The sequence below is a fragment of the Mycobacterium sp. E787 genome (genome assembly GCF_001668725.1).
Taxonomy (GTDB): Bacteria; Actinomycetota; Actinomycetes; order Mycobacteriales; family Mycobacteriaceae; genus Mycobacterium.
In genome coordinates this window covers 62,312-88,481 of the sequence record NZ_LZKL01000037.1, presented here as the reverse complement: position 1 = coordinate 88,481, position 26,170 = coordinate 62,312, and the positions used below count along the sequence as shown (strand labels likewise).

General features: G+C 68.1%; 25 protein-coding genes and 1 pseudogene. 13 read left to right on the top strand and 13 right to left on the bottom strand.

Annotated features, from left to right (window positions below):
- Positions 1 to 4: 4 nt before the first annotated feature.
- From A5705_RS07925 to purB, 3 genes are read right to left on the bottom strand one after another with little or no spacing between them, the layout of a single operon-like run.
- A complete protein-coding gene (locus A5705_RS07925; protein ID WP_067883634.1) occupies positions 5 to 994 on the bottom strand; it encodes a tellurite resistance/C4-dicarboxylate transporter family protein in 990 nt (329 codons plus the stop codon).
- On the bottom strand, positions 991 to 2,238 hold the full coding sequence (locus A5705_RS07920; protein WP_067883633.1) for a cytochrome P450: 1,248 nt from the start codon (positions 2,236 to 2,238) through the stop codon (positions 991 to 993). The genes A5705_RS07925 and A5705_RS07920 overlap by 4 nt, the downstream gene beginning before the upstream one ends.
- The gene (gene purB / locus A5705_RS07915; RefSeq protein WP_067883632.1) at positions 2,235 to 3,653 is read right to left on the bottom strand and encodes an adenylosuccinate lyase; all 1,419 of its coding nucleotides are present in this window, start codon (positions 3,651 to 3,653) and stop codon (positions 2,235 to 2,237) included. Before purB ends, A5705_RS07920 begins: the two co-directional genes overlap by 4 nt.
- Before the next feature lie 104 nt (positions 3,654 to 3,757).
- Between purB and A5705_RS07910 the strand changes: the two are divergent.
- Positions 3,758 to 4,541: pseudogene (locus A5705_RS07910) on the top strand (DUF429 domain-containing protein).
- Here A5705_RS07910 and A5705_RS07905 read toward each other — a convergent pair.
- Positions 4,489 to 5,112: a TetR/AcrR family transcriptional regulator gene (locus A5705_RS07905; RefSeq protein ID WP_067883631.1), complete on the bottom strand. Its 624-nt coding sequence runs from the start codon at positions 5,110 to 5,112 to the stop codon at positions 4,489 to 4,491. The pseudogene A5705_RS07910 and the gene A5705_RS07905 sit on opposite strands and share 53 nt — an antisense overlap.
- A gap of 61 nt (positions 5,113 to 5,173) precedes the next feature.
- Here A5705_RS07905 and A5705_RS07900 point away from each other — a divergent pair, with 61 nt between their 5' ends.
- Together A5705_RS07900 and A5705_RS07895 are read left to right on the top strand one after the other, a co-directional pair.
- Complete coding sequence (locus A5705_RS07900; protein WP_067883630.1) at positions 5,174 to 6,091, top strand: alpha/beta hydrolase-fold protein; 918 nt, start codon at positions 5,174 to 5,176, stop codon at positions 6,089 to 6,091.
- Between the two features lie 70 nt (positions 6,092 to 6,161).
- Positions 6,162 to 7,748 (top strand): gamma-glutamyltransferase family protein, encoded by a 1,587-nt coding sequence (locus A5705_RS07895; RefSeq protein ID WP_067883715.1) that lies wholly within the window; start codon positions 6,162 to 6,164, stop codon positions 7,746 to 7,748.
- Between the two features lie 6 nt (positions 7,749 to 7,754).
- Here the strand turns inward: A5705_RS07895 and A5705_RS07890 are convergent, their stop codons facing one another.
- The 3 genes from A5705_RS07890 to purD all read right to left on the bottom strand — a co-directional run bounded on the left by A5705_RS07890 (position 7,755) and on the right by purD (position 11,197).
- A complete protein-coding gene (locus tag A5705_RS07890; protein ID WP_067883629.1) occupies positions 7,755 to 9,077 on the bottom strand; it encodes a S9 family peptidase in 1,323 nt (440 codons plus the stop codon).
- Positions 9,074 to 9,817 (bottom strand): TetR/AcrR family transcriptional regulator, encoded by a 744-nt coding sequence (locus A5705_RS07885; RefSeq protein ID WP_197517074.1) that lies wholly within the window; start codon positions 9,815 to 9,817, stop codon positions 9,074 to 9,076. The genes A5705_RS07890 and A5705_RS07885 overlap by 4 nt, the downstream gene beginning before the upstream one ends.
- A gap of 111 nt (positions 9,818 to 9,928) precedes the next feature.
- The gene (gene purD, locus A5705_RS07880) at positions 9,929 to 11,197 is read right to left on the bottom strand and encodes a phosphoribosylamine--glycine ligase (RefSeq protein WP_067883627.1); all 1,269 of its coding nucleotides are present in this window, start codon (positions 11,195 to 11,197) and stop codon (positions 9,929 to 9,931) included.
- Between the two features lie 99 nt (positions 11,198 to 11,296).
- Between purD and A5705_RS07875 the strand changes: the two genes are divergently transcribed.
- Positions 11,297 to 11,608, top strand: coding sequence for an aldo/keto reductase (locus A5705_RS07875; RefSeq protein ID WP_067883626.1), 312 nt, complete (start codon positions 11,297 to 11,299; stop codon positions 11,606 to 11,608).
- Positions 11,609 to 11,617: 9 nt separating this feature from the next.
- Here the strand turns inward: A5705_RS07875 and A5705_RS07870 are convergent, their stop codons facing one another.
- From A5705_RS07870 to A5705_RS07855, 4 genes are read right to left on the bottom strand one after another with little or no spacing between them, the layout of a single operon-like run.
- Positions 11,618 to 12,052, bottom strand: a complete 435-nt coding sequence (locus A5705_RS07870; RefSeq protein WP_068276652.1) for a carboxymuconolactone decarboxylase family protein — start codon at positions 12,050 to 12,052, stop codon at positions 11,618 to 11,620.
- On the bottom strand, positions 12,052 to 12,909 hold the full coding sequence (locus A5705_RS07865; protein ID WP_067883624.1) for an NAD(P)-dependent oxidoreductase: 858 nt from the start codon (positions 12,907 to 12,909) through the stop codon (positions 12,052 to 12,054). The genes A5705_RS07870 and A5705_RS07865 overlap by 1 nt, the downstream gene beginning before the upstream one ends.
- Positions 12,906 to 13,655 (bottom strand): SDR family oxidoreductase, encoded by a 750-nt coding sequence (locus tag A5705_RS07860; protein WP_067883623.1) that lies wholly within the window; start codon positions 13,653 to 13,655, stop codon positions 12,906 to 12,908. The genes A5705_RS07865 and A5705_RS07860 overlap by 4 nt, the downstream gene beginning before the upstream one ends.
- 14 nt (positions 13,656 to 13,669) lie before the next feature.
- Complete coding sequence (locus A5705_RS07855) at positions 13,670 to 15,139, bottom strand: aldehyde dehydrogenase (RefSeq protein WP_067883622.1); 1,470 nt, start codon at positions 15,137 to 15,139, stop codon at positions 13,670 to 13,672.
- Between the two features lie 212 nt (positions 15,140 to 15,351).
- On the opposite strand from A5705_RS07855, the gene A5705_RS07850 reads away from it, so the two are divergent.
- From A5705_RS07850 to A5705_RS07810, 9 genes are all read left to right on the top strand, one after another.
- Entirely contained in the window at positions 15,352 to 15,978 is a 627-nt protein-coding gene (locus tag A5705_RS07850) for a TetR/AcrR family transcriptional regulator (protein WP_067883621.1), read from the top strand.
- The gene (locus A5705_RS07845; RefSeq protein WP_067883620.1) at positions 15,979 to 17,196 is read left to right on the top strand and encodes a cytochrome P450; all 1,218 of its coding nucleotides are present in this window, start codon (positions 15,979 to 15,981) and stop codon (positions 17,194 to 17,196) included.
- Positions 17,197 to 18,024: an SDR family oxidoreductase gene (locus A5705_RS07840; RefSeq protein WP_067883619.1), complete on the top strand. Its 828-nt coding sequence runs from the start codon at positions 17,197 to 17,199 to the stop codon at positions 18,022 to 18,024.
- Positions 18,021 to 19,376 (top strand): cytochrome P450, encoded by a 1,356-nt coding sequence (locus A5705_RS07835; RefSeq protein WP_068276649.1) that lies wholly within the window; start codon positions 18,021 to 18,023, stop codon positions 19,374 to 19,376. Before A5705_RS07840 ends, A5705_RS07835 begins: the two co-directional genes overlap by 4 nt.
- An 8-nt stretch (positions 19,377 to 19,384) precedes the next feature.
- A complete protein-coding gene (locus A5705_RS07830; RefSeq protein WP_067883617.1) occupies positions 19,385 to 19,591 on the top strand; it encodes a ferredoxin in 207 nt (68 codons plus the stop codon).
- A 3-nt stretch (positions 19,592 to 19,594) separates the two neighbouring features.
- Positions 19,595 to 20,149, top strand: coding sequence for a hypothetical protein (locus A5705_RS07825; RefSeq protein ID WP_067883616.1), 555 nt, complete (start codon positions 19,595 to 19,597; stop codon positions 20,147 to 20,149).
- A 151-nt stretch (positions 20,150 to 20,300) separates the two neighbouring features.
- Positions 20,301 to 21,428 carry an NDMA-dependent alcohol dehydrogenase gene (locus A5705_RS07820; protein ID WP_068276646.1) on the top strand — a complete coding sequence of 376 codons (1,128 nt, stop codon included), beginning with the start codon at positions 20,301 to 20,303 and terminating at the stop codon, positions 21,426 to 21,428.
- A gap of 12 nt (positions 21,429 to 21,440) precedes the next feature.
- Positions 21,441 to 23,438, top strand: a complete 1,998-nt coding sequence (locus A5705_RS07815) for an FAD-dependent oxidoreductase (RefSeq protein ID WP_067883614.1) — start codon at positions 21,441 to 21,443, stop codon at positions 23,436 to 23,438.
- A gap of 13 nt (positions 23,439 to 23,451) precedes the next feature.
- Entirely contained in the window at positions 23,452 to 23,880 is a 429-nt protein-coding gene (locus A5705_RS07810; protein WP_067883613.1) for a ketosteroid isomerase family protein, read from the top strand.
- A 6-nt stretch (positions 23,881 to 23,886) separates the two neighbouring features.
- On the opposite strand, the gene A5705_RS07805 is transcribed toward A5705_RS07810, so the two are convergent.
- Both A5705_RS07805 and A5705_RS07800 read right to left on the bottom strand, forming a co-directional pair.
- Positions 23,887 to 25,317, bottom strand: coding sequence for a hypothetical protein (locus tag A5705_RS07805; RefSeq protein WP_067883612.1), 1,431 nt, complete (start codon positions 25,315 to 25,317; stop codon positions 23,887 to 23,889).
- 110 nt (positions 25,318 to 25,427) lie between these two features.
- Positions 25,428 to 26,075 (bottom strand): dihydrofolate reductase family protein, encoded by a 648-nt coding sequence (locus A5705_RS07800; protein ID WP_068276643.1) that lies wholly within the window; start codon positions 26,073 to 26,075, stop codon positions 25,428 to 25,430.
- Between the last annotated feature and the right edge of the window lie 95 nt (positions 26,076 to 26,170).

Sequence of the window (26,170 nt, the reverse complement as noted above, 5' to 3'; positions counted from 1 at the left end):
GGCGTCAGGCGCGGTCGCCCACCAGCCGCCGCCACGAAAGCAGCAGGCCCGCGATGACGACTATCAGCCAACCGGCCAGCGCGTCCCAGAAGAAGACCAGCGAAACGCTCAGCAGCGCAGCCTGATCGAGCTCGGCGGCCATGGCGTAGCTGGCCGCGGAGTACATGCCCAGCGGGAACACCAGCGCCCACCACACGCCGGCGAAGCGCAGCATGTCGGGCCCTCGGTTGATGCGGCGCAGGCCGAGGTGGATCAGCGGCGGTATCCACAGCGTGGCCGCCACCCACGTCAGGACGGTAACCGCCAGCAACGGTCCCGCCAGCCAGGCGGGTGCCACCGCGTGGATGCCGTCACCGGCCAGCGTGGCGATGGCCAGGCCGCCCATCAGGATCCAGCTGTCGGGCTCGAAGCCTGCGCGGTCCTGCCTCTGGTCGACGGCGCGCCACAGGATCAGCCAGGTCATCAGGCCGTAGATGCAGATCGCGGCCGCCCAGACGGGCAGGGCGATCGTCAGCCACCAGCGATGGCCGGTGTGCCGAGCCAGCTGAGACATCACGATCACCAATCCGGATGTGCCCACGCTCGCCAGCTCCCAAGCGCCGCGGGCGTGGTCACGCAACGCGGTCCAGCGCCGCCCCACCATGTTCCGGGCGCTCAGCGCGATCAGCACGACCCAGCAGGCCAGCGCGACCGCACCGAGCCCGCGCAGCACCCACACGTGGGACGACAGGCGCGAGCCGACCACGGCGCAGGCGGCCACGAAGGTGAACAGCCGCAGGGTGACATCGGGATCCCGCAAATCCCAGCACGCGGGCGTTCTGTTGACGATAACCAGGAAGACCAGCGCCAGCAGCGCGACGGTGGCGAGGACACCCAGCCCGTCGCTGATGACGCGGTAGTGGTGATCGCGCGCGACGATCGACAGGATTCCGGTCGCCATCACCGCGGCGAACGCATCGGGTGACGGCTCGACATCGGCGAGCCGGATCGTCACGGCTCCTCGAGCAGCTCAACGACGAGGTGCCGGATGCCGGTATGCCGGTTGCTGCGGGTCCATTCGACGGGTTGCGCAACCCGCACGGCGGCAAAACGCGTCAGCAGCTCCTCGAACAGCACCCGCAGTTCCAGCCGGGCTAGGTTGGCCCCCAGGCAGTAGTGCACGCCCTGGCCAAAACCCAAGTGCGGGTTGGGCTTCCGGCCGATATCGAACTCGTCGGGGCGGTCGAACACGTCGGCGTCCCGGTTGGCCGACCCTTCCCAGATCTGGACCTTCTGGCCCGCCTTGATCGACCGCCCGCCGAGGGTGACGTCGCGGGTGGCGGTGCGCCGCTTCGACGGCGACGGCGACGTCCACCGCACGATCTCCTCGACCGCCGTCGGCAGCATGCCCAAATCCGAACGCAGCGCGCGCAATTGGTCCGGATGCTCGGCCAGCGCCAGCAGACCCCCGGCGACGGCGTTGCGCGTCGTCTCCGCCCCGGCGCTGAACAGCAGGCTGAAGAACAGGTACAACTCGAGGTCGGACAGGGCCGGCGCATGCGCGTCATCGACCGTCGCGTTGGCGACGACCGACAACATGTCGTCGGTCGGGTTGGCGCGCTTGGAGGCGATCAACTCCTGGCCGTAGGCGTACATCCGCGACCCGGCCTCCTCCACCGACAGTTGCGAAAGGGAAGCCTTGCGCGAGCCCCCGAAGTCGAACTGGGGCTCGATGGCCTCAAACAGCCAATGCCGTTCGGATTCCGGCACTCCCAGCAGGATGCAGATCATCTGCATCGGCAGTTCGGCGGCGATGTCGAGCAGAAAGTCGAACGGCTGGCCGGGCACCGCCGCGTCCAGCAGCCGGCGCGCCCGGGCCCGCAGGTCGTCCTCGACGAGGCCGATCATCCGCGGCGTCAGCCCCGAGCTGACGAGCCGCCGGATCTGCGAGTGCCGCGGGTCGTCCATCATGTTGAGCACCTGGCCCGCGATCGCCAGGTCCTGCAACAGCGTGCCGCCGAACGGGCGCCCGCCGCCGGTGACCGAGGAGAAGGTCACCGGATCCTTCAGCACCGCAAGCGTTTCCGTGTAGGAGGCGACGGACCAGAAGCCCTCGCCGTCGGGCGTGTTGTCGGTCGGCTCGTGCCAGTACACCGGCGCCTCGCGCCGATGGACGGCGAACAAGTCATGCGGAAATCCGTTGGCGAAGTTGTCCAGATCGGTGAAGTCGATCCCCGCAAGCGCGCCGGCGAGCGTCACAGGATCGCACCCGGGGTGTATTTCGCCGCGTCCGGGTAGCGGCTCACCAACTCCTGCACCATCGCGACCACCTCGTCGATCTGGTCGCCCGCCGCCCCGGTGAACGACTTCTTGTCGGCCAGCGCGGCGTCCAGCGCCGCCCGGTCCAGCGGCAGCCGCTCATCGGCGGCCAGGCGGTCCAGCAGGTCGGGCTCGGCGCCCCGTTCCCGCATGGCCAGCGCCGTGGCCACCGCATGCTCACGGATCACGTGATGCGCGGCCTCGCGGCCCATGCCCGCGCGCACCGCGGCGATCAGCACCTTGGTGGTGGCCAGGAACGGCAGGTAGCGATCGAGCTCTCGGGTGATCACCGCCGGGTAGGCGCCGAACTCCTCGAGCACCGTCAAGAATGTCTCGATCTGCCCGTCGATGGCAAAGAAGCCGTCCGGCAACGCGACTCGGCGCACCACGGAGCAGAACACGTCGCCCTCGTTCCACTGCGCGCCGGCCAGCTCGGCGGCCATGGACGCATAACCGCGCAGCACCACCTGCAGCCCGTTGACCCGTTCGCAACTGCGCGTGTTCATCTTGTGCGGCATCGCCGACGAGCCCACCTGCCCCGGCGCGAAACCCTCGGTGACGAGTTCGTGCCCGGCCATCAGCCGGATGGTGTGCGCCATCGACGACGGCCCGGCGCCCAGCTGCACCAGCGCCGAAAGCACGTCGTGGTCCAGCGAGCGTGGGTACACCTGGCCGACGCTGGTCAAAACGGTTGCGAAGCCCAGGAAATCGGCAACGCGCCCTTCCAGTTCGGTCAGCTTGTCGGCCCCGCCGTCCAGCAGGTCGAGCATGTCCTGCGCGGTGCCCATCGGTCCCTTGATGCCCCGCAGGGGGTAGCGGTCGATCAGCTCCCCAAGCCTGGTCAACGCGATCAGCGTCTCCTGGGCCGCCGAGGCGAACCGCTTGCCCAACGTGGTGGCCTGCGCGGCGACGTTGTGGCTGCGCCCGGCCATCACCAGATCGCGATAGGCCACCGCCCGTTCGGCGAGTCGCGCGACGACCGCTACGCCGTGGGAGAAAACCAGTTCCAGCGACCGGCGGATCTGCAGCTGCTCGACGTTTTCCGTGAGGTCGCGGCTGGTCATCCCTTTGTGCACCTGCTCGTGACCGGCGAGCGCGTTGAATTCCTCGATGCGGGCCTTCACGTCGTGGCGCAGCGCCCGTTCACGGTTCGCGATCGAGGCGAGGTCGACGTCGTCGAGCACCCGTTCGTAGTCGGCGATCGCCCCGGGGGGAACGTCCACGCCTAGTTCGGCCTGCGCCCGCAGCACTGCCAGCCACAGCCGCCGCTCCGCGACGACCTTGGCCTCGGGAGACCAGATCGCGACCATTTCCGCGCTGGCGTACCGGGTGGCCAGGACGTTCGGAATGCTCACAAACACACAGCTTACGGTTTGTCCGCGTGCGCGAAAGCGCGACCGGCGAGGCACCCGCCGAGTAGCGGCGCCGGTGGTCGCACTCTCGCGGCACAATGTGGCGGGTGTACTTCGCCGGCGTCGACCTGGCCTGGGCCGGTCGCAACCCCACCGGCGTCGCGGTCCTCGACGCCGACGGCCGGCTGGTGCATCTGAGCGCCGTGCGGGACGACGCGGCGGTGCTGGCCGCGCTGTCGCCCTACGTCCGGGGTGATTGCCTGGTCGCCTTCGACGCGCCGCTGGTGGTGACCAACCCGACGGGGCAGCGACCCGCCGAGGCCGCCCTCAACCGCGACTTTCGCCGGTTCGAAGCCGGGGCCCACCCGGCCAACACGGCCAAACCGGAGTTCGCCGACATACCGCGCGCCGCGCGGCTGGCCCGAGCGCTGCGCCTCGACATGGACCCGCGATCACCGGCCGCGCGGCGCGCCATCGAGGTCTACCCGCATCCGGCGACCGTCGTGCTCTTCCGGCTGGCCAGAACGCTGAAGTACAAGGCCAAGCCCGGGCGCGACCTCGCGCGGCTCCGCTCGGAGCTGCTCCTGCTGATGGACGGCGTCGAAAAGCTCGCGCGGGCCGGGGTGCCGATGCGCGTGGCGGGTCATGACGGCTGGGCGGAACTGCGACGGGCGGTGGTGACGGCGCGACGCAAGAGCGACCTGCGCCGCGCCGAAGATCCGGTCGACGCGGTCGTGTGCGCGTACGTGGCGCTATATTTCCAGCGCCGCCCGGAAGCCGTGACGATCTATGGCGACTTTGCCACGGGATACATCGTGACGCCGTCGCCCCCCGGCCCCTAATGGCTCAGATCGACCGGCCGCGGGTCGATGGGCGCGAGCACGTCGATGATGTCGACCACCGTCCCCATCGCGGCCGCGCGCGGATCGCCGCCTTCCACCAGGGCGGAGACCACCGAACCATCGACCGCGCAGACAAGCGTGCGCACCAGCTCGATGTGTGCGGAGCGGCCGGATCGCTCGATCGCCTCCGCCACCGCCTCGGCGCGCTGCCGCAGGCTGCGGCGCATCGTCTCACGCAACGCGGGCAGGCGCGTGCAGGCGATGTGCCGCTCGTACCGGGAGATCAGCTGCTCCACGAGCGCCGGATCGGACAGGTCCCCCACGAGCAGGTCGACCAGCACCTCGGCGGTGGTCTCGGGACCGCGCCGCCGCCGGGACAGCTCGTTGACCCGGGCCCGGAGCTGCGCGATCTCGATCATGCCGATGTGCTCGACGGCGCGCGCGATCAGGTCGTCCAGAGACGAGAAGTAGTAGGTGGTGGACGCCAGCGGCAGCCCGGCCCGCCGGGCGACCGCCCGATGCCGCACCGCTTCGAACCCGCCCTCGGCAAGCAGCTCGGCGGCGGCGCTCACAAGGGCATACCGCCGACGCTCTCCCTTTGGAGTAACCGCTGCCGTCACGAGTAGCCATCGTGCCAGCAAAAGTGGTACTGCATTGCCATTTTGGCCAAACGGCCATGGCATGATGGCGCCCATGCCCGACTTGAGCCGCCGCGCCCTGTTCGGCCTCGGCGCCAGCGCGGCCGTCGGCGCCGCCGGTGCATATGCCCTCGACATCCTGCTCGAACCCCGGACATCGCACGCCGCGCCGGTGTCGGCGGCCACCCCGCGAGCGCCGTCCGCACCCGTGCCCGCCGCGCCCGTCGAACCGGCGGCCCCGGCCCCGGCCGCCCCGACCATGGTTACGGGCTCCTTCGTGTCGGCGGCGCGCGGCGGCATCAACACCAACTGGGCGATCGCCCGTCCACCCGGGCAGACCAAGGCGCTGCGACCGGTGATCGCGCTGCACGGCAAGGGCAGCGACGCGTCGACCGTGATGGCCGGCGGCGTCGAGCAGGGGCTGGCGCAGGCCGTCAACGCCGGGCTGCCGCCGTTCGCCGTCGTCGCCGTCGACGGTGGCGGCGGTTACTGGCACAAGAGGGCATCGGGCGAGGACGCCGGGGCCATGGTGCTCGACGAGCTGATCCCGATGCTGGGCGGCCAGGATTTGGACACCTCGCGGGTGGCGTTCCTGGGCTGGTCGATGGGCGGCTACGGCGCGCTGCTGCTCGGCGGCCGACTCGGACCCGCCCGCACCGCCGCGATTTGCGCGGTGAGCCCGGCCTTGTGGCTGTCGTCCGGGGCGGCCGCGCCCGGGGCGTTCGACGGGCCCGACGACTTCGCGGCGAACTCGGTGTTCGGTATGCCGGCGCTGGCGTCGATCCCGATCCGGGTGGATTGCGGCGACAGCGACCCGTTCTACGGCGCGACGAAGCAGTTCATCGCGCAACTGCCCAACCCGCCCGCGGGCGGGTTCTCGCCCGGCGGGCACAACGCGGAGTTCTGGAGCTCGCAACTGCCGGCCGAGCTGACGTGGCTGGCGCCGCTGCTGACGGCGTAGCGACCCCTTCGAACGTCACTCCAGCGCGGCGGTGCGCGCCGACCGTCGCGCCGGCATTACGCTCGCGGAGGTGACGACGCCGCCGTTCGACTGGACCTTCCCCTACGCCTGGCCCCGAAAGCCCGTCTTGGCGGCCAACGCCGTGTGCACGTCGCAACCCCTGGCCGCCCAGGCGGGTTTGCGCATGCTGGCCGCGGGCGGCAACGCGGTGGACGCCGCGATCGCCACCGCCATCGCCCTGACCGTCGTGGAGCCGGTGTCGAACGGCATCGGCTCGGACGCCTTCGCGATCGTCTGGGACGGGCGGCGGTTGCACGGTCTCAACGCATCCGGCCGCTCCCCCGCGGCCTGGACGCCGGAGTACTTCGGCGGCAACGCGGTTCCCGCGCTCGGCTGGAACTCGGTGACCGTTCCCGGGGCCGTGTCTGCATGGGCCGAGTTGCACGCCAGGTTCGGCGGTCTGCCGTTCGAGAGGCTGTTCGAGCCGGCGATCTCGTACGGGCGCAACGGCTTTCTGGTGTCGCCGACCGTCGCGGAGCAATGGGCGGCCCAGGTGCCGCAGTTCAAGGACCAGCCCGGGTTCGCCGAGGCGTTCCTGCCCGGCGGGCGCGCCCCGAAAGCCGGTGAACTGTTTCGGTTTCCGGACCACGCCGCCACGCTCGAGCGGATCGCCGCCACCCACGGCGAGGCGTTCTACCGCGGGGACGTTGCGGCCCGACTCGAGGCGCACGCGCTGGACCACGGCGGGGCCATGCGTGCCGCCGACCTCGCCGCGCACCGCGCCGACTGGGTGGGCACGATCGACGCCCCCTACCGCGGGTACACGGTGCACGAGATACCGCCCAATGGCCAGGGGATCGTGGCGCTCATCGCGCTGGGCATCCTGGAGCACTTCGAGATGTCTTCGTGGCCGGCCGATTCCGCCGACAGCGTGCACCTGCAGATCGAAGCGGTGAAACTGGCGTTCGCCGACGCGCAGGCCCATGTCGCCGACATCGACCACATGGCGGTCGCGCCGGAACACCTGCTGGACGACGAATACCTGCGGGGGCGCGCGGCACTGATCGATCGCGAGCGGGCCCAGCCGGCGGCGGCAGGCACGCCGCGCGGCGGCACGGTGTATCTGACCGCCGCGGACGCCAACGGGGTCATGGTGTCGATGATCCAGTCCAACTACATGGGGTTCGGCTCGGGTGTGGTGGTGCCGGGCACCGGGGTGTCGCTGCAGAACAGGGGATCGAATTTCGCTGTGGCCGAGGGGCATCCGAACCGGGTCGGGCCCGGCAAGCGTCCCTACCACACGATCATCCCGGGGTTCGTCACCAGGGACGGCGCACCGGTGCTGAGCTTCGGGGTGATGGGCGGCATGATGCAGCCGCAGGGCCACGTGCAGGTGATGGTGCGCATCGCCGACCACGGCCAGAATCCGCAGGCGGCGTGCGACGGGCCCCGGTTCCGCTGGGTGCAGGGCACGCAGGTGAGTTGCGAGAGGGGGTTCCCGGCGTCGACGCTGGACGAACTCCGGCGCCGCGGCCACCATCTGGTCACCGTGGACGACTACAACGAATTCGGTAGCTGCCAGGCGATCTGGCGCCTGGATGGCGGCTACTTGGCGGTCAGCGATCCGCGCCGTGACGGTCAGGCCGCGGGTTTCTGAAGCTACTCAAATGAGCTCGGCGACCTCAACCAGTTGCCTGGCTTTGGTTTCGCCTTCTGCCTTCCCATGCTTGGCAAACTGGCCGACGAACAGATCGGCGACGGCCGGACTTGCCGGCTCGGGCATCGGACCATCGAGAAAAACGTGGTTAAGCCAGTCGAAGATCACGGCCTGGGCGTAGCTCAATCCGCCCATCTGGCAGTGGCTTGATGCGCCTTCGGCTCGGGTGAACAGGCGGATGTAGCGGTCGCAGTTGAGTTCGAGCATGAAGTCGAGCATGTCGTTGACGATGTCCGCCGAAGGCGCGGCGGCGTCGCGAATGTCGTCCTCGCTGAACAGGAACAACATGGGATGGCGGTAACGGTCCGTGAGGTCTTTGATGCTGTAGGGCCGGTAGGCCTGCACCCATTCGTGGGCGTTGCGGATACCCAGCGTCCATGCGGAGTGTTGAAAGCCCCAGCGGGCCGGGGTATTGACTTTCATAATCAGGTTGAACGCCAGATCCATGAATCTGGTGCTCTTGAGCAGCCCCTTCATTCCGGCCCGGGCGGCTGCACCGCAATCGACGATCAGCGAGTTTGGGATGCAGGCGCCGATCCGCTGGTCGAGCGCACCTCGGGTAGCCAGGTAACCACCCATCGAGTACCCGATGATGGCCAGCTTGCCCGTATCGACATCGGAGCGTGTGTGAAGATAGTCCACCGCGGCGCCTACTGGCTTTTCGTAATCGGGCCGAAAGGTCAAGCCCGGGTTGGTCTTCAGTGCTCCCCACTGTCCGGGACCCTCGAACATCAGGCAGTTCCAACCATGGGCCCGAGCAGCGGCACCAACCCACCAATAAAGCTCCTCGATCGTCGAGTCAAAGCCACCCAGCGCGATCAGCGTGGGACGCTGACCGTCGCCGGCCGAGGCGAAATAGGCCGGCAGCCGAGCTCCTTCAAACTCGATGTTCAAAATCTCGAAGGGACCGTCCATGAGGGCGATCGTCTGATGAAAGCAATCCTTGCTGCGCTGCCATAGCTGGGTGTGGCGGGCCTCGGTGTGCGCGGCATAGAACACGGCCATGCGGTAATAGTTGGCCGCGCGCTGAAAAGCGTCGTGGGCACTCGCGCGGTTGCCCAGCCGCTCTTCGGCGTGCGCGAATGCGGCGACCCGGTCTGCGGTGGCGGCCCATTCGGTGATCCAGCTGTTGAAGTTGTTGCTCGTGATTCGGCTCATGGTGTCCATGCACTCGCCGTATTCGGCCGCGCCGGCCGCCTGCAACGACAATCCGCGGACGAACTCGAAATTGAAACCACCTACGGTCTTGTTGGCGAAATCAACCTTCATCCCGTCGCTCCCGCCAGCGTCGTATCGGCTTGTCGTATAGAGGCGATCCAGCTATTCACGGCCCGAGAGTCGGCACGATATAGGGCACCTGCTGGTAGGCCCAGATAGCGCTCAATAGCTTCGATGTGCGCCCCATAAGTTGCAACGATGTCCCGCGTCCGCGACGCTTGCGGTGACCGATACGCAATCGCCATCAACTGGTGGGCAATCGCGTCCTGCAACGCCTGAACGAGGGTGACAATGATCGCGCCGGCCTGCTCGGGAAAGGCGGTGGCGAACCGCCGCTCTTTCACACCCTGATGCACGATCGAAGTCACCAACGGCGCAAGTCGTCTGGCCACAGCCACCTGGACTCGCAGGCGGAACACGACGTTCTCAGGCGCATACCAGACTGGCAGCATCGCCACAAACAAACTCTGGCGCTCAGACTTCCAGCGAACGATCTCGTCAAAGAAGCGCTTCAGCTTTTCATCCGCCCCCAACTCATGGCTATCGACGGTCGGGGCAAGCGCCTGTGCGGAGTCGCTGACGAGTCGCTCGGTGAGAGACTCGATCACCGCCGGCTTGGAATCGAAGTAGTGGTAGAAGGCGCCCTTGGAGATCTGCAGTTCATCGAGGAGATCCTGCACCGTCAGCCGCTCGTAGCCCTTCGATAGGACCAGCCGCTGGGCGGCATCCAGAATGGCGTCACGGCGCGCCGCGTGCTCTGCAACGTTGACCTTTCGCGCCAATGCACTCACCAATTCTTAGACCGACGGTTGGTTTATTAATTCATTCTGACCGTTCCCCTCGCTGTGGTCAAGGGGGTGGGAGCCGACTTCACCCAGTGACGCCGCCGCAGTGGCCGAAAACTAAACGCTGACCTTGCCCTCCGCCGCCGCCAGCGCGATGTCGCTGCGAAAGTGGCTGCCGGGCAACCGAATCGAGCGCAGAATCTCGTAAGCGTTGGCGCGTGCGGCGGACAGGTCCGCTCCGGTGCCCACCACCGACAGCACCCGACCGCCCGAGGAGACGATCGCCCCGTCGTCGCGCCGCGCGGTTCCGGCGTGCAGCACCCCGTCGGCTTCAGCGCCGACGACGACGTCTCCGACCCGGGGGCGGCCCGGATAGTTCTCGGCCGCCAGCACCACCGTCACCGCGGCGCCTTCGCGCCAGTGCAATTCGCCGAAGTCTGCCAGCTTGCCGGTGCCCGCGGCATAGAGCAGCTGTCCAAGCGGTGACTCCAGCAGCGCCAGCACTACCTGGGTCTCGGGATCGCCGAAGCGGCAATTGAATTCGACCACCGCGGGGCCGTTCGCCGTGATCGCCAGGCCGACGTAGAGCAATCCGCTGAACGGGCATCCCCGCTCGACGAGTTCGGCCGCGACGGGTTCGACAATCTGGCCGACGATTTCCCGGAAAAGCTCCTCGGGCAGCCACGACAGCGGCGCGTAGGCGCCCATGCCCCCGGTGTTGGGTCCGGTATCACCGTCGCCGACCCGCTTGAAGTCCTGCGCCGGCAGCAGCGGCACCACGGTGCGGCCGTCGACGACGCAGAACAGCGAGACCTCGGGGCCGTCCAGGAAGGACTCGAGCAGCACCGGGTGTCCCGCCTCGAGCAGTCCGGCGGCGTGGGCTCGCGCCACCTCGCGATCGGGGGTCACCACCACGCCCTTGCCGGCCGCCAGGGCGTCGTCTTTCACCACCCAGGCCGGGTCGCCCGCGGGGGGCCCGAACCGGTCCAGGGCAGCGTCCAGTGTGGCTGGGCTGTCCACGATTTCGCTGGATGCGGTCCGGACGCCGGCGGCGGCCATAACGTCTTTGGCGAACGCCTTGGAGCCCTCGATGCGCGCGGCGTCCTTGCCGGGCCCGAAGCAGACGATGCCGGCGGCCCGCACCGCGTCGGCCACGCCGAGGACCAGCGGCACCTCGGGGCCGATGACCACCAGGTCGGCCCGGACCTCGCGAGCCAGCGCGACCACCGCTTCACCCGAGGTGATGTCGACATCGTGCTGCTCGGCCAGGCGAGCGGTCCCGGCGTTGCCCGGAGCGACGGCCAGTCCCGTGACCTGCGGGTCGTTGCGAAGCGCCAGCAGCAGCGCATGCTCACGGGCACCAGATCCGATCACCAGGACGCGCACGACACGTCACTCTAGCGGGCCGTCGCGCCACGCCACATGCGCGGACGACGAAGGGGCTCAGGCCACGGATTCGTCGAACGACTCGATGGGTAACCGCTCGTGCTCACCACGGCGCACGAGACGACGGTCGCCGGCGTGGCGCTCGCGTGGGTCCAGGCGCAGCCCGCCGTCTCGTCTGTCATCATCGGGGCGCGCAGGCTCTCGCAGCTCGAGGACAATGTTCAAGCCGTCGACGTGCACCTCACCGCCGATGAACTGGACCGGCTGGACGCGCTGACCAAACCGACTTTCGGATTCCCTCACAACATGCTGGAGATGGCCCCGGGCATCATCCAGGGCGGGACCACCGTCAACGGCGTGTACGGGCCAACCTCCGAATACGTGATGCCGCAAGGCGTCCGGCCGTACTGAGTCGGCCGGTCACTCCTTGTCACCGGAATGCATCTTCAACGCGGCATCCACGTTGGCCTTCTTGTCCTCGCCGGCGCCCTTCGCCGCGGCCTTCCTGCGCTTCGCGACGACCGCGTCGACGGCGCCGTTGAGCGCCGAGCCCAGCGGGAACCCGAGATAGTGGGTGAGGAAGACCGCCATCTCCTTCAGCTCGGTCTCGTCGAGCTCCCCGTTGAGCAGCGCGGCGTTGATCTGGATCTCGGCCAGGTCGCGGTTCCCGATCGCGGTCACGGCCGTCAGGGTCATGATCCGCTTGTCGCGCATCGATAATCCGGGCCGCGTCCAGATGCTGCCGAACAGGTGGTCGACGGTCAGGTCGAAGTACGCATCGCCCTCGATGTTGGGCATCTCCCAGCCGTAGACCTCGTTCATCTTCTCGAGGCCCTTGCGCCGTCGCTCGTCCATCACGCCTCTTTCTCGTTGTGCGGCACCCCGAGTCCTGCCGCCAGTCCTTCGTAGGCCAACCGGGCCAACGGCAGGTCCACCGACACCGCCTCGCCCAGCGCCAGCGCCAGGCTCAGGTCCTTTTCTCCGAGGCCCCGGGTATGCATGAACGGTTGGTACAGGAAGTGTTCCGGCTGAAGGTCTTTCATGTCGTCGCGCACCATGATCGCCCCGGGACCGCCGGTCAGGGCGTCGGTGTGGCGCACCACCCGGCCCAGGGCCTGCAGGTCCAGCCCGGCGGCCTCGGCCAGCTTCATCGCCTCGCACGCCGCCACGTAGGAGGTGAACGTCAACATGTTGCGGGCCAGCTTCATTCGCGTCCCCGCGCCGGGCTCACCGGCGTGGATGACCACCGCGGCCCAGTGCTTGAACGCCGGCTTGATCTTCTCGTATACCTCACGATCGGCCCCCACCATGGTGGCGAGCTCGCCCTTCGCGGCGGCCGCCGCGCCACCGCTGACGGGTGCGTCGACGACATGAATGTCACGCGGTTTCAGTTCGCGGGCCAGTTCGACCGCGGTGGTGTCGCTGATGGTCGAGTGGATCGCGATCACCGTTCCCGGCTTGGCGTGCGCGGCCAGTTCGCCGACGACCTCGCGCACCTGCTCGTCGTTGAGGACGGTGATGTGGACGATGTCGGCGGCGGCGACGTCGGCGATGCTGTCGGCCAGGCCGGCACCCTTCTCGGCGAGCGGTGTCATGGCCTCGGCCCGGATGTCGTAAACCGTCACCCCGCCGGGCCATTCGGTCATCTTGGTGGCCATCGGCGCGCCCATATTGCCCAAGCCGATGAAGCCGAGCTTCAAATCCTGACTCATGACCGGATTATCTGCCCGCCGTCAACGTTGAATATCTGCCCGGTGATCCACGACGCCTCGTCGGACAGCAGGAACAGGCACATCCCGACGACGTCTTCGGGAGTTCCCATGCGGGACAACGGCAGACCCTTGACGATGTCGGCGACAATCTCCTGCGGCGTGGTGGTCCGGTTGGCCTCGGTGTCGATGGGTCCGGGGGCGATCGCGTTGATCCGGATGTTCTGGCCACCCAGTTCGCGGGACAGCTGTTGCGTCAGGCCGTTGATCCCGGCCTTGGCGAGGCCGTAGAAGTTCGAGTACAGCCAGGCGGCCGTGGACGACTGGTTGACGATCGCCCCGCCGCCGCGCTTGGCCATCTTCTTGTACACCGCGCGGGTGCACCACAGCGCGCCGTCGAGGTTGACGCTCATGAACTTCCGGTAGTAGTCCGCATCGACGGTGAGCAGGAAGTCCAGCTTCATGCCCCCGAATATCGCGGCGTTGTTGACCAGGTAGTCGATGCCGCCGAACTCGGCCAGCGTCCGGTCGGCCATCGCCTTGGCCGACGCCGGGTCGGACACGTCGACGGGGACGGCCAGCGCCGTTCCGCCGTCGGCGACGATCTGCTTGGCCACCCCCTCGGCCGCCTCGGCCTTGATGTCGGCCACCACGACCGCCGCGCCCTCGCGGGCCAGCGCCTCGGCGTACGCCCGGCCGATGCCGCCGCCCGACCCGGTGACGATGGCGACCTTGTTCTCGAATCGCATTCTTTCAAGCTCCTTCAGCTAACCGCTGTCGCGATGGTCTTGATCTCCAGGTACTCCTCGAAACCGGCCAGGCCCATCTCGCGGCCGTTCCCGGACTGCTTGTAGCCACCGAATGGCGCATCGGCCGAATACCACACGCCGCCATTGACATTGATGGTGCCGGCGCGGACGCGCGCGGCGACGCTCGCCGCCCTACCGGGGTCGGCGCCGAACACGGTGCCCGACAGTCCGTATGGCGAGTCGTTGGCGATGCGCACGGCGTCGTCGTCGCCGTCGTGCGGGATCACCGTCAGCACGGGTCCGAAGATCTCCTCCCGCGCGCAGCGGGCGTCGTTGCCCAGGCCCGCGATCAGCGTGGGCTCGATGAAGAAGCCGACGTCACGGTCGGCCGGCCGCCCACCCCCGCACGCGAACGTTCCGCCCTCGGCGATCGCCGAGTCGAGGTAGCCCTGTATCCGGTCGCGCTGGCGCGCGGAAATGACCGGCCCGCAGATGGTTCCGGGATCGGTGGGATCGCCGGCCTTGATGCCGCCCATCGTCGCGGCCGCGATGGAGACCGCTTCGTCGTACCGCGCGCGCGGCACCACCAGCCGGGTGGTGATCGCGCAGCCCTGCCCGGCGTGCATGCAGACCGAGAAGCCCGCCACTCCGACCGCACCGCCCAGGTCGGCGTCGTCGAGGACGATGAACGCCGACTTGCCGCCCAGTTCGAGGAACACCTTCTTGATGGTGGCCGCGCCGTCGGCCATCACACTGCGGCCGGTGGCGGTCGAGCCGGTGAACGAAACCATGTCCACCCGAGGGTCTTTGGCCAGCAGCGCGCCGACGCCGTGGTCGCTGGACGTGACGATGTTGATCACACCGGGCGGAAAGTCGGTGTGCTCGGCGATGAGTTCGCCCAGCACGGCGGCGCACCACGGGGTGTCGGGGGCGGGCTTCAAGACGACGGTGTTGCCGGCGGCCAGCGCGGGCCCGATCTTGGCGAGGTTGATCTGGTGGGGGAAGTTCCACGGGGTGATCGCGCCGACGACGCCGACGGCCTCACGGGCGATGGTGCGCCGGGTGGGGATGCCCATCGGCGACGCCTCGCCGAGATCCTGGTTGTATTCGTACGATTCGGCCGTATCCGCCGCGAACGCCAGGTCGTTGACCGGGCTTTCCAACTGGGCGATGCTGGTGAGCATTCGCGGTGCGCCGACCTCGGCGATGGTCAGCTCCCGCAGCTCCTCGAGGTGCTGCTGCATCGCCTCGCGCAACTGCCGCACGCACCGCACCCGCAGTTCGGTGTCGCGGGACCAGTCCGTGCCGTCGAACGCCCGCCGCGCTGCGTCGATGGCGCGGCCCATGTCGCCGGCGTCGGCGTCGGCGGCGACCCCGAGCACTTCCTCGGTTGCCGGGTTGATCGTGGGAAACGTGCCGGCACTGCCCGGCGAAGACTTCCCGTCGATGAACAGTGCGCTCGCGCCGTCGGCCAACAAGGCCATCTCCCGCTCCCGTCTGTGCGCGGCCCAACCATGCACGCCAGTTGAGTGGACACTTGTCCGATATTGTCGTACCGAACCATAGTCGCCCGGTCCTCGGCGGTGCAAGGGCCGATCTCCTCGGGCACCAACGGGGGCGCCGAAAGTTCCCAATTAAGCTGGGTATTTGCCGATCGGGCTTGCTTCCCGTCGCCGGCATCCGATAGCTTGGACATGTGTCCAGCGATGCACTGGCTGCGCTCGCATCCCACGCCGACCGCCAGACCGGAGCGACTTTGCGCAACCGCCGCCAGGAGGAGACCTTCCGCAAGGTCCTCGCGGCGGGCATCGAGACGCTGCGCGAGAAGTCCTATGCCGACCTGACGGTGCGCGCGGTGGCGGCCCGCGCCAAGGTGGCCCCCGCGACCGCCTACACCTACTTTTCGTCGAAGAACCATCTGATCGCCGAGGTCTACCTCGACCTGGTGCGCCAGGTCCCCTTCTTCACCGACGTGAACGACCCCATGCCCGCCCGGGTGGACAAGGTGCTCCGCCACCTGGCCCTGGTGGTCGCCGACGAACCCGAGGTCGGCGCGGCCTGCACGGCGGCGCTGCTGAGTGGCGGCGCCGATCCTGCCGTGTGCGCGGCGCGCGACCGGATCGGCGCGGAAATTCATCGCCGCATCGCATCGGCGATAGGTCCGGGCGCCGATCCCGCCACCGTATCCGCGCTCGAGATGGCGTTTTTCGGGGCGTTGGTGCAGGCCGCCAGCGGGCAACTCACCTACCGCGAGATCGCCGACCGCCTCGCCGACGTCGCGGGGCTCATCTTGACCGCCGCCAGCGAAGAGACAGGTAGCTAGATGACCGTGCATGTCGGCGACCACGAGCTGGTCCTTGATCCCTACGACTACCGCTTTCACGAGGATCCGTACCCGTTTTACAAGCGGCTGCGCGACGAGGCGCCGCTGTACCGCAACGACGAGCTGAAGTTCTGGGCCTTGTCGCGGCATCAGGACGTGCTGCAAGGGTTCCGCAACAGCACCACGCTGTCCAACAAGTACGGCGTCTCGCTGGATCCGGCCTCTCGCGGCCCGCACGCGTCCAAGACGATGTCGTTTCTGGCCATGGACGACCCCGCCCATCTGCGGCTGCGGACCCTGGTCTCAAAGGGGTTCACGCCCAGGCGGATTCGGGAGCTGGAGCCCCGCGTCACCGAGATCGCGATGCAGCACCTGGACACCATGCTGGACAAGGCGAACGACGGTGCCGTCGACTACGTCGACGAGTTCGCCGGCAAGCTGCCGATGGACGTCATCTCCGAGTTGATGGGCGTCCCCGAGCCGGATCGCGTCCAGGTTCGGGCCTGGGCCGACGGCGTGATGCACCGCGAGGAGGGCGTCACCGACGTCCCGCCGGAGGCAATCGAGGCGTCCCTCAACCTCATCGTCTACTACCAGGGCATGGTTGCCGAGCGGCGCAAGAGGCCCACCGACGACCTGACCACCGCACTGCTGGAGGCCGAGATCGACGGCGACCGGCTCACCGACGACGAAGTGCTCGGCTTCATGTTCCTGATGGTGATCGCCGGAAACGAGACGACCACCAAGCTGCTTGCCAATGCGGCATTTTGGGGACATAAGAACCCGGATCAGCTGACCCCGGTCTACGCCGACCTGTCCCAGGTGCCGTTGTGGGTCGAGGAGACCCTGCGCTACGACACCTCGAGCCAGATCCTGGCCCGAACGGTCTCCGGTGAGCTCACCCTGTACGACACCACCATTCCCGAAGGCGACGTGCTGCTGCTGTTGCCGGGTTCGGGCCATCGCGACGAGCGGGTCTTCGACAACCCCGACGACTACCTGATCGGGCGCGAAATCGGGCCCAAGTTATTGAGTTTCGGCAGCGGCGCGCACTTCTGCCTGGGCGCGCATCTGGCGCGGATGGAGGCCCGGGTCGCGCTGACCGAGTTGTTCAAGCGAATCCGCGGATATCAGGTGGACGAGGCCAACGCCGTCCGCGTCCACTCCAGCAATGTCCGCGGATTCGCTCACCTACCCATGAGTGTGGAGGTCCGCTGAATGCCCCGCTTTGATCCCCTGCCCGAGCGCCGGCCGGCGATCGTGGCCGGCGCCTCGTCCGGCATCGGAGAGGCCACCGCGATCGAACTCGCGGCACACGGCTTTCCGGTCGCCCTGGGCGCCCGCCGGGTCGAGAAGCTCAACGACATCGTCGGCAAGATCAACGCCGACGGCGGCGAGGCGGTCGGCTTCCACCTGGACGTCACCGACCCGAACTCGGTCAAATCCTTTGTCGCCCAGGCGGTTGAGGCGCTCGGCGACATCGAGGTGCTGGTGGCCGGCGCGGGCGACACCTACTTCGGCAAGCTCGCCGAGATCGCAGGCGAGGAGTTCGAGTCGCAGCTGCAGATCCACCTGGTCGGCGCCTTCCGGTTGGCCTCAGCCGTGCTGCCCGGCATGCTCGAGCGGCAGCGCGGCGACCTGATCTTCGTCGGCTCCGACGTGGCCCTGCGCCAGCGGCCGCACATGGGCGCCTACGGCGCGGCCAAGGCCGCGCTCGTCGCGATGGTCACCAACTTCCAGATGGAACTCGAGGGCACCGGCGTGCGGGCCTCGATCGTGCACCCCGGGCCGACGAAGACGGCGATGGGCTGGAGCCTGCCGGCCGAGAAGATCGGCCCCGCGCTGGAGGACTGGGCCAAGTGGGGCCAGGCCCGCCACGACTACTTCCTGCGCGCGGCCGATTTGGCGCGGGCCATCACGTTCGTCGCCGAAACCCCGCGCGGTGGCTTCATCGCGAACATGGAACTTCAGCCGGAAGCCCCGTTGGCCGACAAGACGGATCGCCAGAAGCTCGCGCTCGGCGAAGAGGGGATGCCAGGACAATGACCACGACCACCCAGGTGCCGCGGGTCTCCGGCGGCGAGGAGGAGCACGGCCACCTCGAGGAGTTCCGAACGGACCCAATCGGTTTGATGAAGCGTGTCCGGGAGGAGTGCGGCGACGTCGGCTGGTTTCAGCTGGTCGACAAGCACGTGATCCTGTTGTCCGGCGCGGGCGCCAACGAATTCTTCTTCCGCTCCGCCGACGAGGAGCTGGACCAGGCCGAGGCGTACCCGTTCATGACGCCGATCTTCGGCGAGGGTGTGGTGTTCGACGCCAGCCCGGAGCGGCGCAAGGAGATGCTGCACAACTCGGCGCTGCGCGGCGAGCAGATGAAGGGCCATGCCGCCACCATCGAGGGCGAGGTCAAGAAGATGATCGCCAACTGGGGACCCCAGGGCGAGATCGAGCTCCTCGACTTTTTCGCCGAGCTGACGATCTACACCTCGACCGCCTGCCTGATCGGGCTGAAGTTCCGCGAGCAGCTCGACCACCGATTCGCCGAGTACTACCACATGCTGGAGCGCGGCACCGACCCGCTGTGCTACGTCGACCCCTACCTGCCGATCGAGAGTTTCAGGCTGCGTGACGAGGCCCGCGTGAAACTGGTTGCCCTGGTGCAGGAGATCATGGACCAGCGGTTGGCCAATCCGCCGAAGGACAAGACCGACCGGGACATGCTCGACGTGCTGGTCTCGATCAAGGACGAGGACGGCAACCCCCGCTTCTCCGCCGACGAGGTCACCGGGATGTTCATCTCGCTGATGTTCGCGGGGCACCACACCAGCTCGGGCACCTCGGCGTGGACGCTGATCGAGTTGATCCGTCACCCCGATGTCTACGCCGAGGTGCTGGCCGAGCTCGAGGAGCTGTACGCCGACGGCCAGGCGGTGAGTTTCCACGCGCTGCGCTCGATTCCGAAGCTGGACAACGTCGTCAAGGAGACGCTGCGCTTGCACCCGCCGCTGATCATCCTGATGCGCGTCGCCAAGGGCGAGTTCGAGGTCGAAGGCTTCCCGATCCACGCCGGCGACTACGTCGCGGCCTCCCCGGCGATCTCGAACCGGATTGCCGAGGACTTTCCCGACCCGGACGCCTTCAGGCCCGATCGCTACAACAAGCCCGAGCAGGCCGACATCGTCAACCGGTGGACCTGGATTCCGTTCGGCGCGGGGCGACACCGCTGCGTCGGGGCCGCTTTCGCCCAGATGCAGATCAAGGCCATCTTCTCGGTCCTGTTGCGCGAGTACGAGTTCGAGATGGCCCAGCCGGCGGACAGCTACCACAATGACCACTCCAAGATGGTCGTCCAGCTCGCCCGGCCGGCGAAGGTTCGCTACCGCAAGCGCCAGAAGTAGGTCATGCCATGGGATTTCGGGTCGAAGCCGATCTGGATTTGTGTCAGGGCCACGCCATGTGCGAACTGGAGGCCCCGGACTACTTCCGGGTGCCCAAGCGGGGCAAGGTCGAGATCCTCGACCCCGAGCCGCCCGAAGACGCCCGCGATGAGGTCGAGCGCGCGGTCGCGATGTGCCCCACGCAAGCACTGTTCATCAAAGAGAAGGAAGGCTGACCCATGACAGCAAAGGCGTCACATTCACGTGCGGATCTCGAGGCATGGGTGGATCGCTGGCTGCAGGCCAACAAGGACTGCGAGAAGGCCGGCGACTGGACGCCGCTCGCCGATTTCTACGCCAAGGACGCCACCTACGGCTGGAACATCGGGCCCAAGGAGGACGTGATGTGCGTCGGCGTCGACGAGATCCGCGACATCGCCCTCGGCCTGGAGATGGAGGGCCTGGAGAACTGGGTGTACGAATACCAGAAGGTCCTCATCGACGAGAAGCAGGGCGAGATCGTCGGCTTCTGGAAGCAGATCGTCAACAAGACCGACGGCACCCAGGACGAGATCTACGGCATCGGCGGCAGCTGGTTCCGGCTGGGCGCCGACCAGCTCATCGAGTGGCAGCGTGACTTCTTCGACTTCGGTCACGTGGCGAAGATGTTCGCAAAGCTCATCGAGTCCGGCGACCTGAGCACGGGCATGCAGAACCGGATCCAGCGCAGCATCGCCGGCGAGAAGCTGCCCGGCTACTACCCGATCGGCGAGGCGCCGGTCCCCATCTGGTGATCTCCCGACCGGTTGGTGGTCCCCCCTGTTTACAGCCCGGTGACGCGCGTCATAATGGTCTGCGAATGAGAACACGTTCTAAATTGCCGTCCGGCACCGGCCGGTCCCTTTCACCGACAACCGGGTCAGGGCATGCTGATGGAGGTCCTTCATGAAAACAAAAGGCGCGCTGATCTGGGAATTCAATCAGCCGTGGTCTATCGAGGAAATCGAGATCGGCGACCCGCAGGCGCACGAGGTCAAGATCCAGATGGAAGCGGCCGGGATGTGCCATTCGGATCACCATCTAGTTACCGGCGGCATCCCGATGGCGGGTTTCCCCGTGCTGGGCGGGCACGAGGGCGCGGGCATCGTCACCGAGGTCGGTCCCGGCGTGGAGGACATCGCCCCGGGCGACCACGTGGTGCTGTCGTTCATCCCGTCCTGCGGGACGTGTCCGACCTGTCAGGCCGGCCTGCGCAACCTCTGTGACCTGGGCGCCGGGCTGCTCGGCGGGGCCGCGGTGTCCGACGGCACCTTCCGCATCCAGGCCCGCGGCCAGAACGTGTTCCCCATGACGCTGCTGGGCACCTTCTCGCCGTACATGGTCGTGCACCGCAGCTCCGTGGTGAAGATCGACCCGTCGGTGCCGTTCGAGGTGGCCGCGCTGGTCGGCTGCGGCGTCACCACCGGCTACGGTTCGGCCGTCCGCACCGCCGACATCCGGCCGGGTCAAGACGTCGCCATCGTCGGCGTCGGCGGCGTCGGCATGGCCGCGCTGCAGGGCGCCGTCAACGCGGGTGCCCGCTACATCTTCGCGATCGACCCGGTGGAATGGAAACGCGACCAGGCCCTGAAGTTCGGCGCCACCCACGTCTACCCCGACATCAACGCCGCGCTGATGGGCATGGCCGAGGTCACCTACGGCCTGATGGCCCACAAGGTGGTCGTGACGGTCGGCGAACTGCAAGGGGCCGACGTCGACGCCTACCTCAACATCACCCAAAAGGGCGGCACCTGCGTGCTGACGGCAATCGGCAGCCTGCTGGACACCAACGTGACGCTGAACCTGGCGATGCTGACCCTGATGCAGAAGAACCTGCAGGGCACCATCTTCGGCGGCGGCAACCCGCAGTACGACATTCCGCAGCTGCTGTCGATGTACAAGGCCGGCAAGCTCAACCTGGACGACATGATCACCCGCCAGTACAAGCTCGAGCAGATCAACGACGGCTACCAGGACATGCTGGACGGCAAGAACATTCGGGGCGTCATCCGCTACACCGACGCCGATCGGTAAGAGCCGCGTCGTTTGACCGGCTTCCCGCATCTGCTGGCGCCGGGACGAATCGGCGCCATGACGGTGCGCAACCGGGTGGTGATGTCTCCCATGGAGACGATGTACGGCACCCCCGACGGGCTGCCGTCACAGCGCACCCGCGACTACTTCGCGGCGCGCGCCGAGGGCGGGGTCGGCCTGATCACGGTGGGCGCCACCGGGATAGACCACCACCACCCCGAGACGCCCGGCGGTTTGCATCTGGCCACCGACGAGGCGGTCGACGCGCACCGGGCGCTGGTCGAGGCGGTGCACGAGCACGGCGCCAAGATCCAGCCGCAGATCGTGCACGCCGGACCCGACGGCCTGGGACCGGAGATCTTCGGTGTGACCTCGCTGGGGCCGTCGGTCATTCCGTCCTACCTCACCGGGCGGCCGTCGGCCGAGATCAGCAAACGGCAGCTGTGCGAGGTCTTCGACCTGTTCAAGGCCGCCGCGCGCCGCGCCGCCGAGGCGGGATACGACGGCATCGAGCTGCACGCCGCGCACGGCTACATGCTCCTGGGCTCTTTCCTTGCCCCGCAACGTAACCGGCGCACCGACGACTACCGGGGCGACTCGGCGCGCGGCCGGGTGCGGGTGGTGCTGGAGGCGCTGGCAGCGATTCGCTCCGAGGTCGGCGACGCGCTGCCCATCACGCTGCGCATCTCCGGTTACGAGCGGGTGGCGGGCGGGCGGCCCATCTACGAAACGGCGCGCCTGGCACCCGAACTCGTCGCCGCCGGGGTGAGCGCATTCCACGTCAGCGGCGGGGTGATCGACCGGCTCGTCACCGGCATGGTCAACGGCGCCGACGACGGTGACGAAGTCAACGTCGGCGCGGCGGCGGCCGTCAAGCAGGTGGTCGACGTGCCGGTGATCGCCGTCGGCCGCATCCACGACCCGGTTGCGGCCGAACGGATCCTGGCCGACGGCCGCGCCGATTTCGTCGCGATGGGGCGGCCGCTGCTGGCCGACCCCGACCTGCCGCGCAAGCTCGCCTCCGGCTTGGCGCGCCGGGTGCGCAAATGCATCTCCTGCGAAAACTGCATTGACGCAATGGAACAACGCTTTTCCGTCGATTGTGCCGTCAACCCCCGCACCGGCAAGGAGCGCGAGCTGGCCGCGCCCCGCGCCGGCCGGGCCAAGCGGGTGGTGGTGGTTGGCGGCGGACCGGCCGGGCTGGAGGCCGCCCGGGTGGCCGCCGAACGCGGCCACCGCGTGACGCTTTTCGAGCGTGGCGGCCAACTCGGCGGGGCGCTGCGCTGGGCGGCGGTGCTACACCCGGAGAACCAGCCGTTCCTGGATTACCTGCGCGACGAGATCAGGCTCAGCACGGCGAAAGTCGAGCTGAATCATGAGGTTTCGGCCGGCGACATCGTCCGGTCCGCGCCGGACGCGGTGGTGGTGGCCACCGGCGGCCACGTCGCGGTGCCCGCCATCGCCGGTGCCGACCTGCCGCACGTGTACACCGGTCCCGGCCTGCGTGAGCTGTTCGCCGGCTGGCGAGAGCGACTGGTCCGGCCCACCGCGTTTCGGCTCGCCACCCGGGCCTGGATGCCGGTGGGCCGGCGGGTCGCCATCATCGGCGGCGATCTGGTGGCCCTCGAACTCGCCGAATTCCTGGCAAACCGGCGCCGGCGGGTGTCAATCCTGGAATCCGGCAAGGACATTGCCCCCGAAGTGGGTAACAAACGCAAGACCGAGCACATGGATCGCCTCGACCGGCTCGGGGTCACGGTGCACGTGCGTGCGGCGGTCGAGCGGATCACGGAGCGCGACGTCGTCTTCACGCCCGCCGGCGGCACCCCCCGAACGCTGGCCGCCGACAGCGTCGTGATCGCCGGGACGGTCCAACCCGACACCGGTCTGTTCGACGATCTGGTCGCGGCCCTGCCCGGCGCCCGGGTGCACGCCGCCGGCGACTGCAGCGGGCTGGGCCTCATCCGCAAGGCCACCGAGGAGGGCGCGCGCGCCGCGTGCGCAATCTAGAGATAGGAGAAAAATGACCGGCACCACACAATCTCAGGCCTCCCCGGCCCTGACCGCGTCGCAATCCTCGTGGCGGTGCGTGCAGGCGCACGACCGGGCGGGCTGGCTGGCGCTGATGGCCGACGACGTGGTCGTCGAGGACCCGATCGGCAAGTCCGTCACCAATCCTGATGGCACCGGGGTGCACGGCAAGGACGGTGTTGCGGCGTTCTACGACAACAACATCGCCGCCAACCAGCTGACCATCACCTGCGAGGAGACCTTTCCGTCGAGCTCGCCCGACGAGGTCGCGCATATTCTGGTGCTGCACAGCAGGTTTGAGGGCGGCATCACCAGCAAGGTGCGCGGAGTGTTCACCTACAAGGTCAACGACGCGGGCCTGATCACCAACATGCGCGGCTTCTGGAACCTCGACATGATGGAGTTCGGCAAGGAGGAGTGAGCCCGCTCAGCCGATCAGCCCGAGGCCGGTGAGGTTGCCCTGCATGGCCCTGCGGTCTGTCAGCACCATGGTCGGGGTCTGCAGCGGGTCGCTGAGTATGGTCGCCGACTTCGGCTGCTGCCACAACAGGGCCCCGTTGCCGGCATCCACCACGCCGTAGGCGAAGATGTCCAGCGGTGTGGTGTTGTCGCATCCGATCCGGGTGATCGTGTACAGCAGGCCGTCCGCGGCGGACAGGTGCGGTAGCGCCGCGCTGCGAACCTTGTTCTCCCACACGGTATGACAGCCAGGATTGTCGACGTCCACCCTGGTCATGCCGCCGACGAACGGTGCCGTCGGGGGAACCGCGGGCGGCGCGCCCGCCGGGACCGCGGGGTAGGGGTAGCCGTAGGTGCTGGACACGAACACCGAGTTGCCCAATCCGATCGGTGCGTTTTCGCTGCCCGGGCCGCCCTGCGTCAAAACCGTTTGCTGACAGATCAATTGACCCGTGCCGGACCGGTAGACCAGGGCGTGGACCTGCGGGCTGGCGTTGTCGACGATGGTCAGGTAGTCGGCGCCCGACGCGGGACCGAAGTAGACCGGCGTGGAGCCCGTGCCCCAACTCAATTGCCCGGGCTTGCGCGCCGGGCCGCGGTCATAGGTTGCCCGCCAGAGTATTTGGGGGTTGCCGGCAATATCGAGGTTCAGCTCGTAGAGGGCGAAGGTGGTGGCCACCGCGACGCGCCCGCTCGGTGCGGACGAGATGCTGTTCGCCACCTGTTCGCCCGGGGGCAGCTGCACGGTGGCGATGCCGCCGCCCGTCTTGGCCACGCCCACGACGCCGTTCCCGGTGGCGAACCAGACGTTGCCCGCGTAGTCGGGCACCAGGCCCACCGAGCTGTCGCCGGCCGGAATCGCGCCGGACAGGTCGGTGGACTCGGTGACGATCAGCTTCCAGCACCCCAGCGGCCCCGCCCTGGCGTGCGCGATGCGCAGCAGGTGGTTGGTCCCGTCGATCATCACGACCTGGTTGTTGTTGTCGAGGTAGGCGTAGACGCCGCCGAGCAGGCTGCCCTTGGCCACTTGCAGTTTGGCCAGCGGGACGAAGATTGGGACGCGGACGCCGGGATCGATCAGAAAGATCGTCGGGGTCTGGCCGATGTCGCTGGTGCACAGCGCCAAGACCAGGCCGTCGGTGCCCTGCATGATCGTCGGGCAGGCCGCCAGCAGCGGGTACCCGAAGATCGCGTTGAGGTGGGCGCCGGGCCCGGGAAGCGGTCCGGCATCGGACGATTCGGCGTCGTTGTGCAGTGAAGCGAGCCCCAGCGGCGCCATGAACGGGTTGGGCGGTGCGAACGGCCCCCACGCGTCGGCCGCCCGCGCGTCCGCGCCCGGTCCGAGGGCGGGGGCGAGCGACACTGCGCACGCGGTCAGCAATGCCACGGGAAACCGCACAGAGGTCTCCTCCCGTGAATTGCGTACAGCGATTTTCCCGACCTCGCAGAACGAATCCGCAACACTGCGCTAACGATTGCGCGTCGGGGCGGCGTGGCAGGCGCGGTTGCCTAGCGGCGCGTAAAGCTCAGATGTATGACGCCGCTTGGGCCGGTCACCGACTCCACCGCGAACCGCTGCTCGAGACCCTCCAGTCCCTGCCACAACGGCTCCCCGCGCCCCAAGATGATGGGCACCACCGCGACGTGCAGGTGGTCGACGAGGTCGGCGGCGAGGAAGTGCCGGATGGTCGACGGTCCCCCGCCGAGGCGAATGTCGAGGCCTCCGGCGGCTTTTCGGGCGATATCGAGGGACTCGGCGGGGCTGGCGTCGATGAAATGGAAAGTGGTGCCACCGTCCATCTCGATCGGGGGCCGGGGGTGGTGGGTCAGTACGAAGACCGGGGTATGAAACGGCGGGTTGTCGCCCCACCAGCCTTTCCAGTCGTCACCCCCATCCCATGGGCCGCGCTGCGGCCCGAACTTGTGGCGTCCCATGATTTCGGCGCCGATGCCCGGCAGCCACGCCCGGGCCAGGCCATCGTCGATGCCGGTCGTCCCACCCGACTCGCCATGCATCACGCGGAAGGTCCGCGTCGCGAAGAACCACTCATGCAACCGGCCGCCGGCATGCCCGAACGGCGCATCGACGCTTTGTCCGATCCCGGTGCCGAACCCGTCGAGGGAAACCGAAAAATTGTGCACGCGCACCTGTGACATGGCGGGAGCTCCTCTGCGTCGTATGTCGTCGTCGCAGGATTGACCGTCCACACCCGCCAAACTCATCGGCAATCTGGCCGCACCTATGCTGGGCC

Excerpts from the sequence above, each read along its gene's own strand:
- A5705_RS07900 (WP_067883630.1), top strand. The coding sequence starts at position 5,174 with ATGATGGCGCCCATGCCCGACTTGAGCCGCCGCGCCCTGTTCGGCCTC.
- A5705_RS07890 (WP_067883629.1), bottom strand. The coding sequence starts at position 9,077 with ATGAAGGTTGATTTCGCCAACAAGACCGTAGGTGGTTTCAATTTCGAG.
- A5705_RS07870 (WP_068276652.1), bottom strand. The coding sequence starts at position 12,052 with ATGGACGAGCGACGGCGCAAGGGCCTCGAGAAGATGAACGAGGTCTAC.
- A5705_RS07865 (WP_067883624.1), bottom strand. The coding sequence starts at position 12,909 with ATGAGTCAGGATTTGAAGCTCGGCTTCATCGGCTTGGGCAATATGGGC.
- A5705_RS07860 (WP_067883623.1), bottom strand. The coding sequence starts at position 13,655 with ATGCGATTCGAGAACAAGGTCGCCATCGTCACCGGGTCGGGCGGCGGC.
- A5705_RS07855 (WP_067883622.1), bottom strand. The coding sequence starts at position 15,139 with ATGGCCTTGTTGGCCGACGGCGCGAGCGCACTGTTCATCGACGGGAAG.
- A5705_RS07845 (WP_067883620.1), top strand. The coding sequence starts at position 15,979 with ATGACCGTGCATGTCGGCGACCACGAGCTGGTCCTTGATCCCTACGAC.
- A5705_RS07840 (WP_067883619.1), top strand. The coding sequence starts at position 17,197 with ATGCCCCGCTTTGATCCCCTGCCCGAGCGCCGGCCGGCGATCGTGGCC.
- A5705_RS07835 (WP_068276649.1), top strand. The coding sequence starts at position 18,021 with ATGACCACGACCACCCAGGTGCCGCGGGTCTCCGGCGGCGAGGAGGAG.
- A5705_RS07830 (WP_067883617.1), top strand. The coding sequence starts at position 19,385 with ATGGGATTTCGGGTCGAAGCCGATCTGGATTTGTGTCAGGGCCACGCC.
- A5705_RS07825 (WP_067883616.1), top strand. The coding sequence starts at position 19,595 with ATGACAGCAAAGGCGTCACATTCACGTGCGGATCTCGAGGCATGGGTG.
- A5705_RS07820 (WP_068276646.1), top strand. The coding sequence starts at position 20,301 with ATGAAAACAAAAGGCGCGCTGATCTGGGAATTCAATCAGCCGTGGTCT.
- A5705_RS07810 (WP_067883613.1), top strand. The coding sequence starts at position 23,452 with ATGACCGGCACCACACAATCTCAGGCCTCCCCGGCCCTGACCGCGTCG.
- A5705_RS07800 (WP_068276643.1), bottom strand. The coding sequence starts at position 26,075 with ATGTCACAGGTGCGCGTGCACAATTTTTCGGTTTCCCTCGACGGGTTC.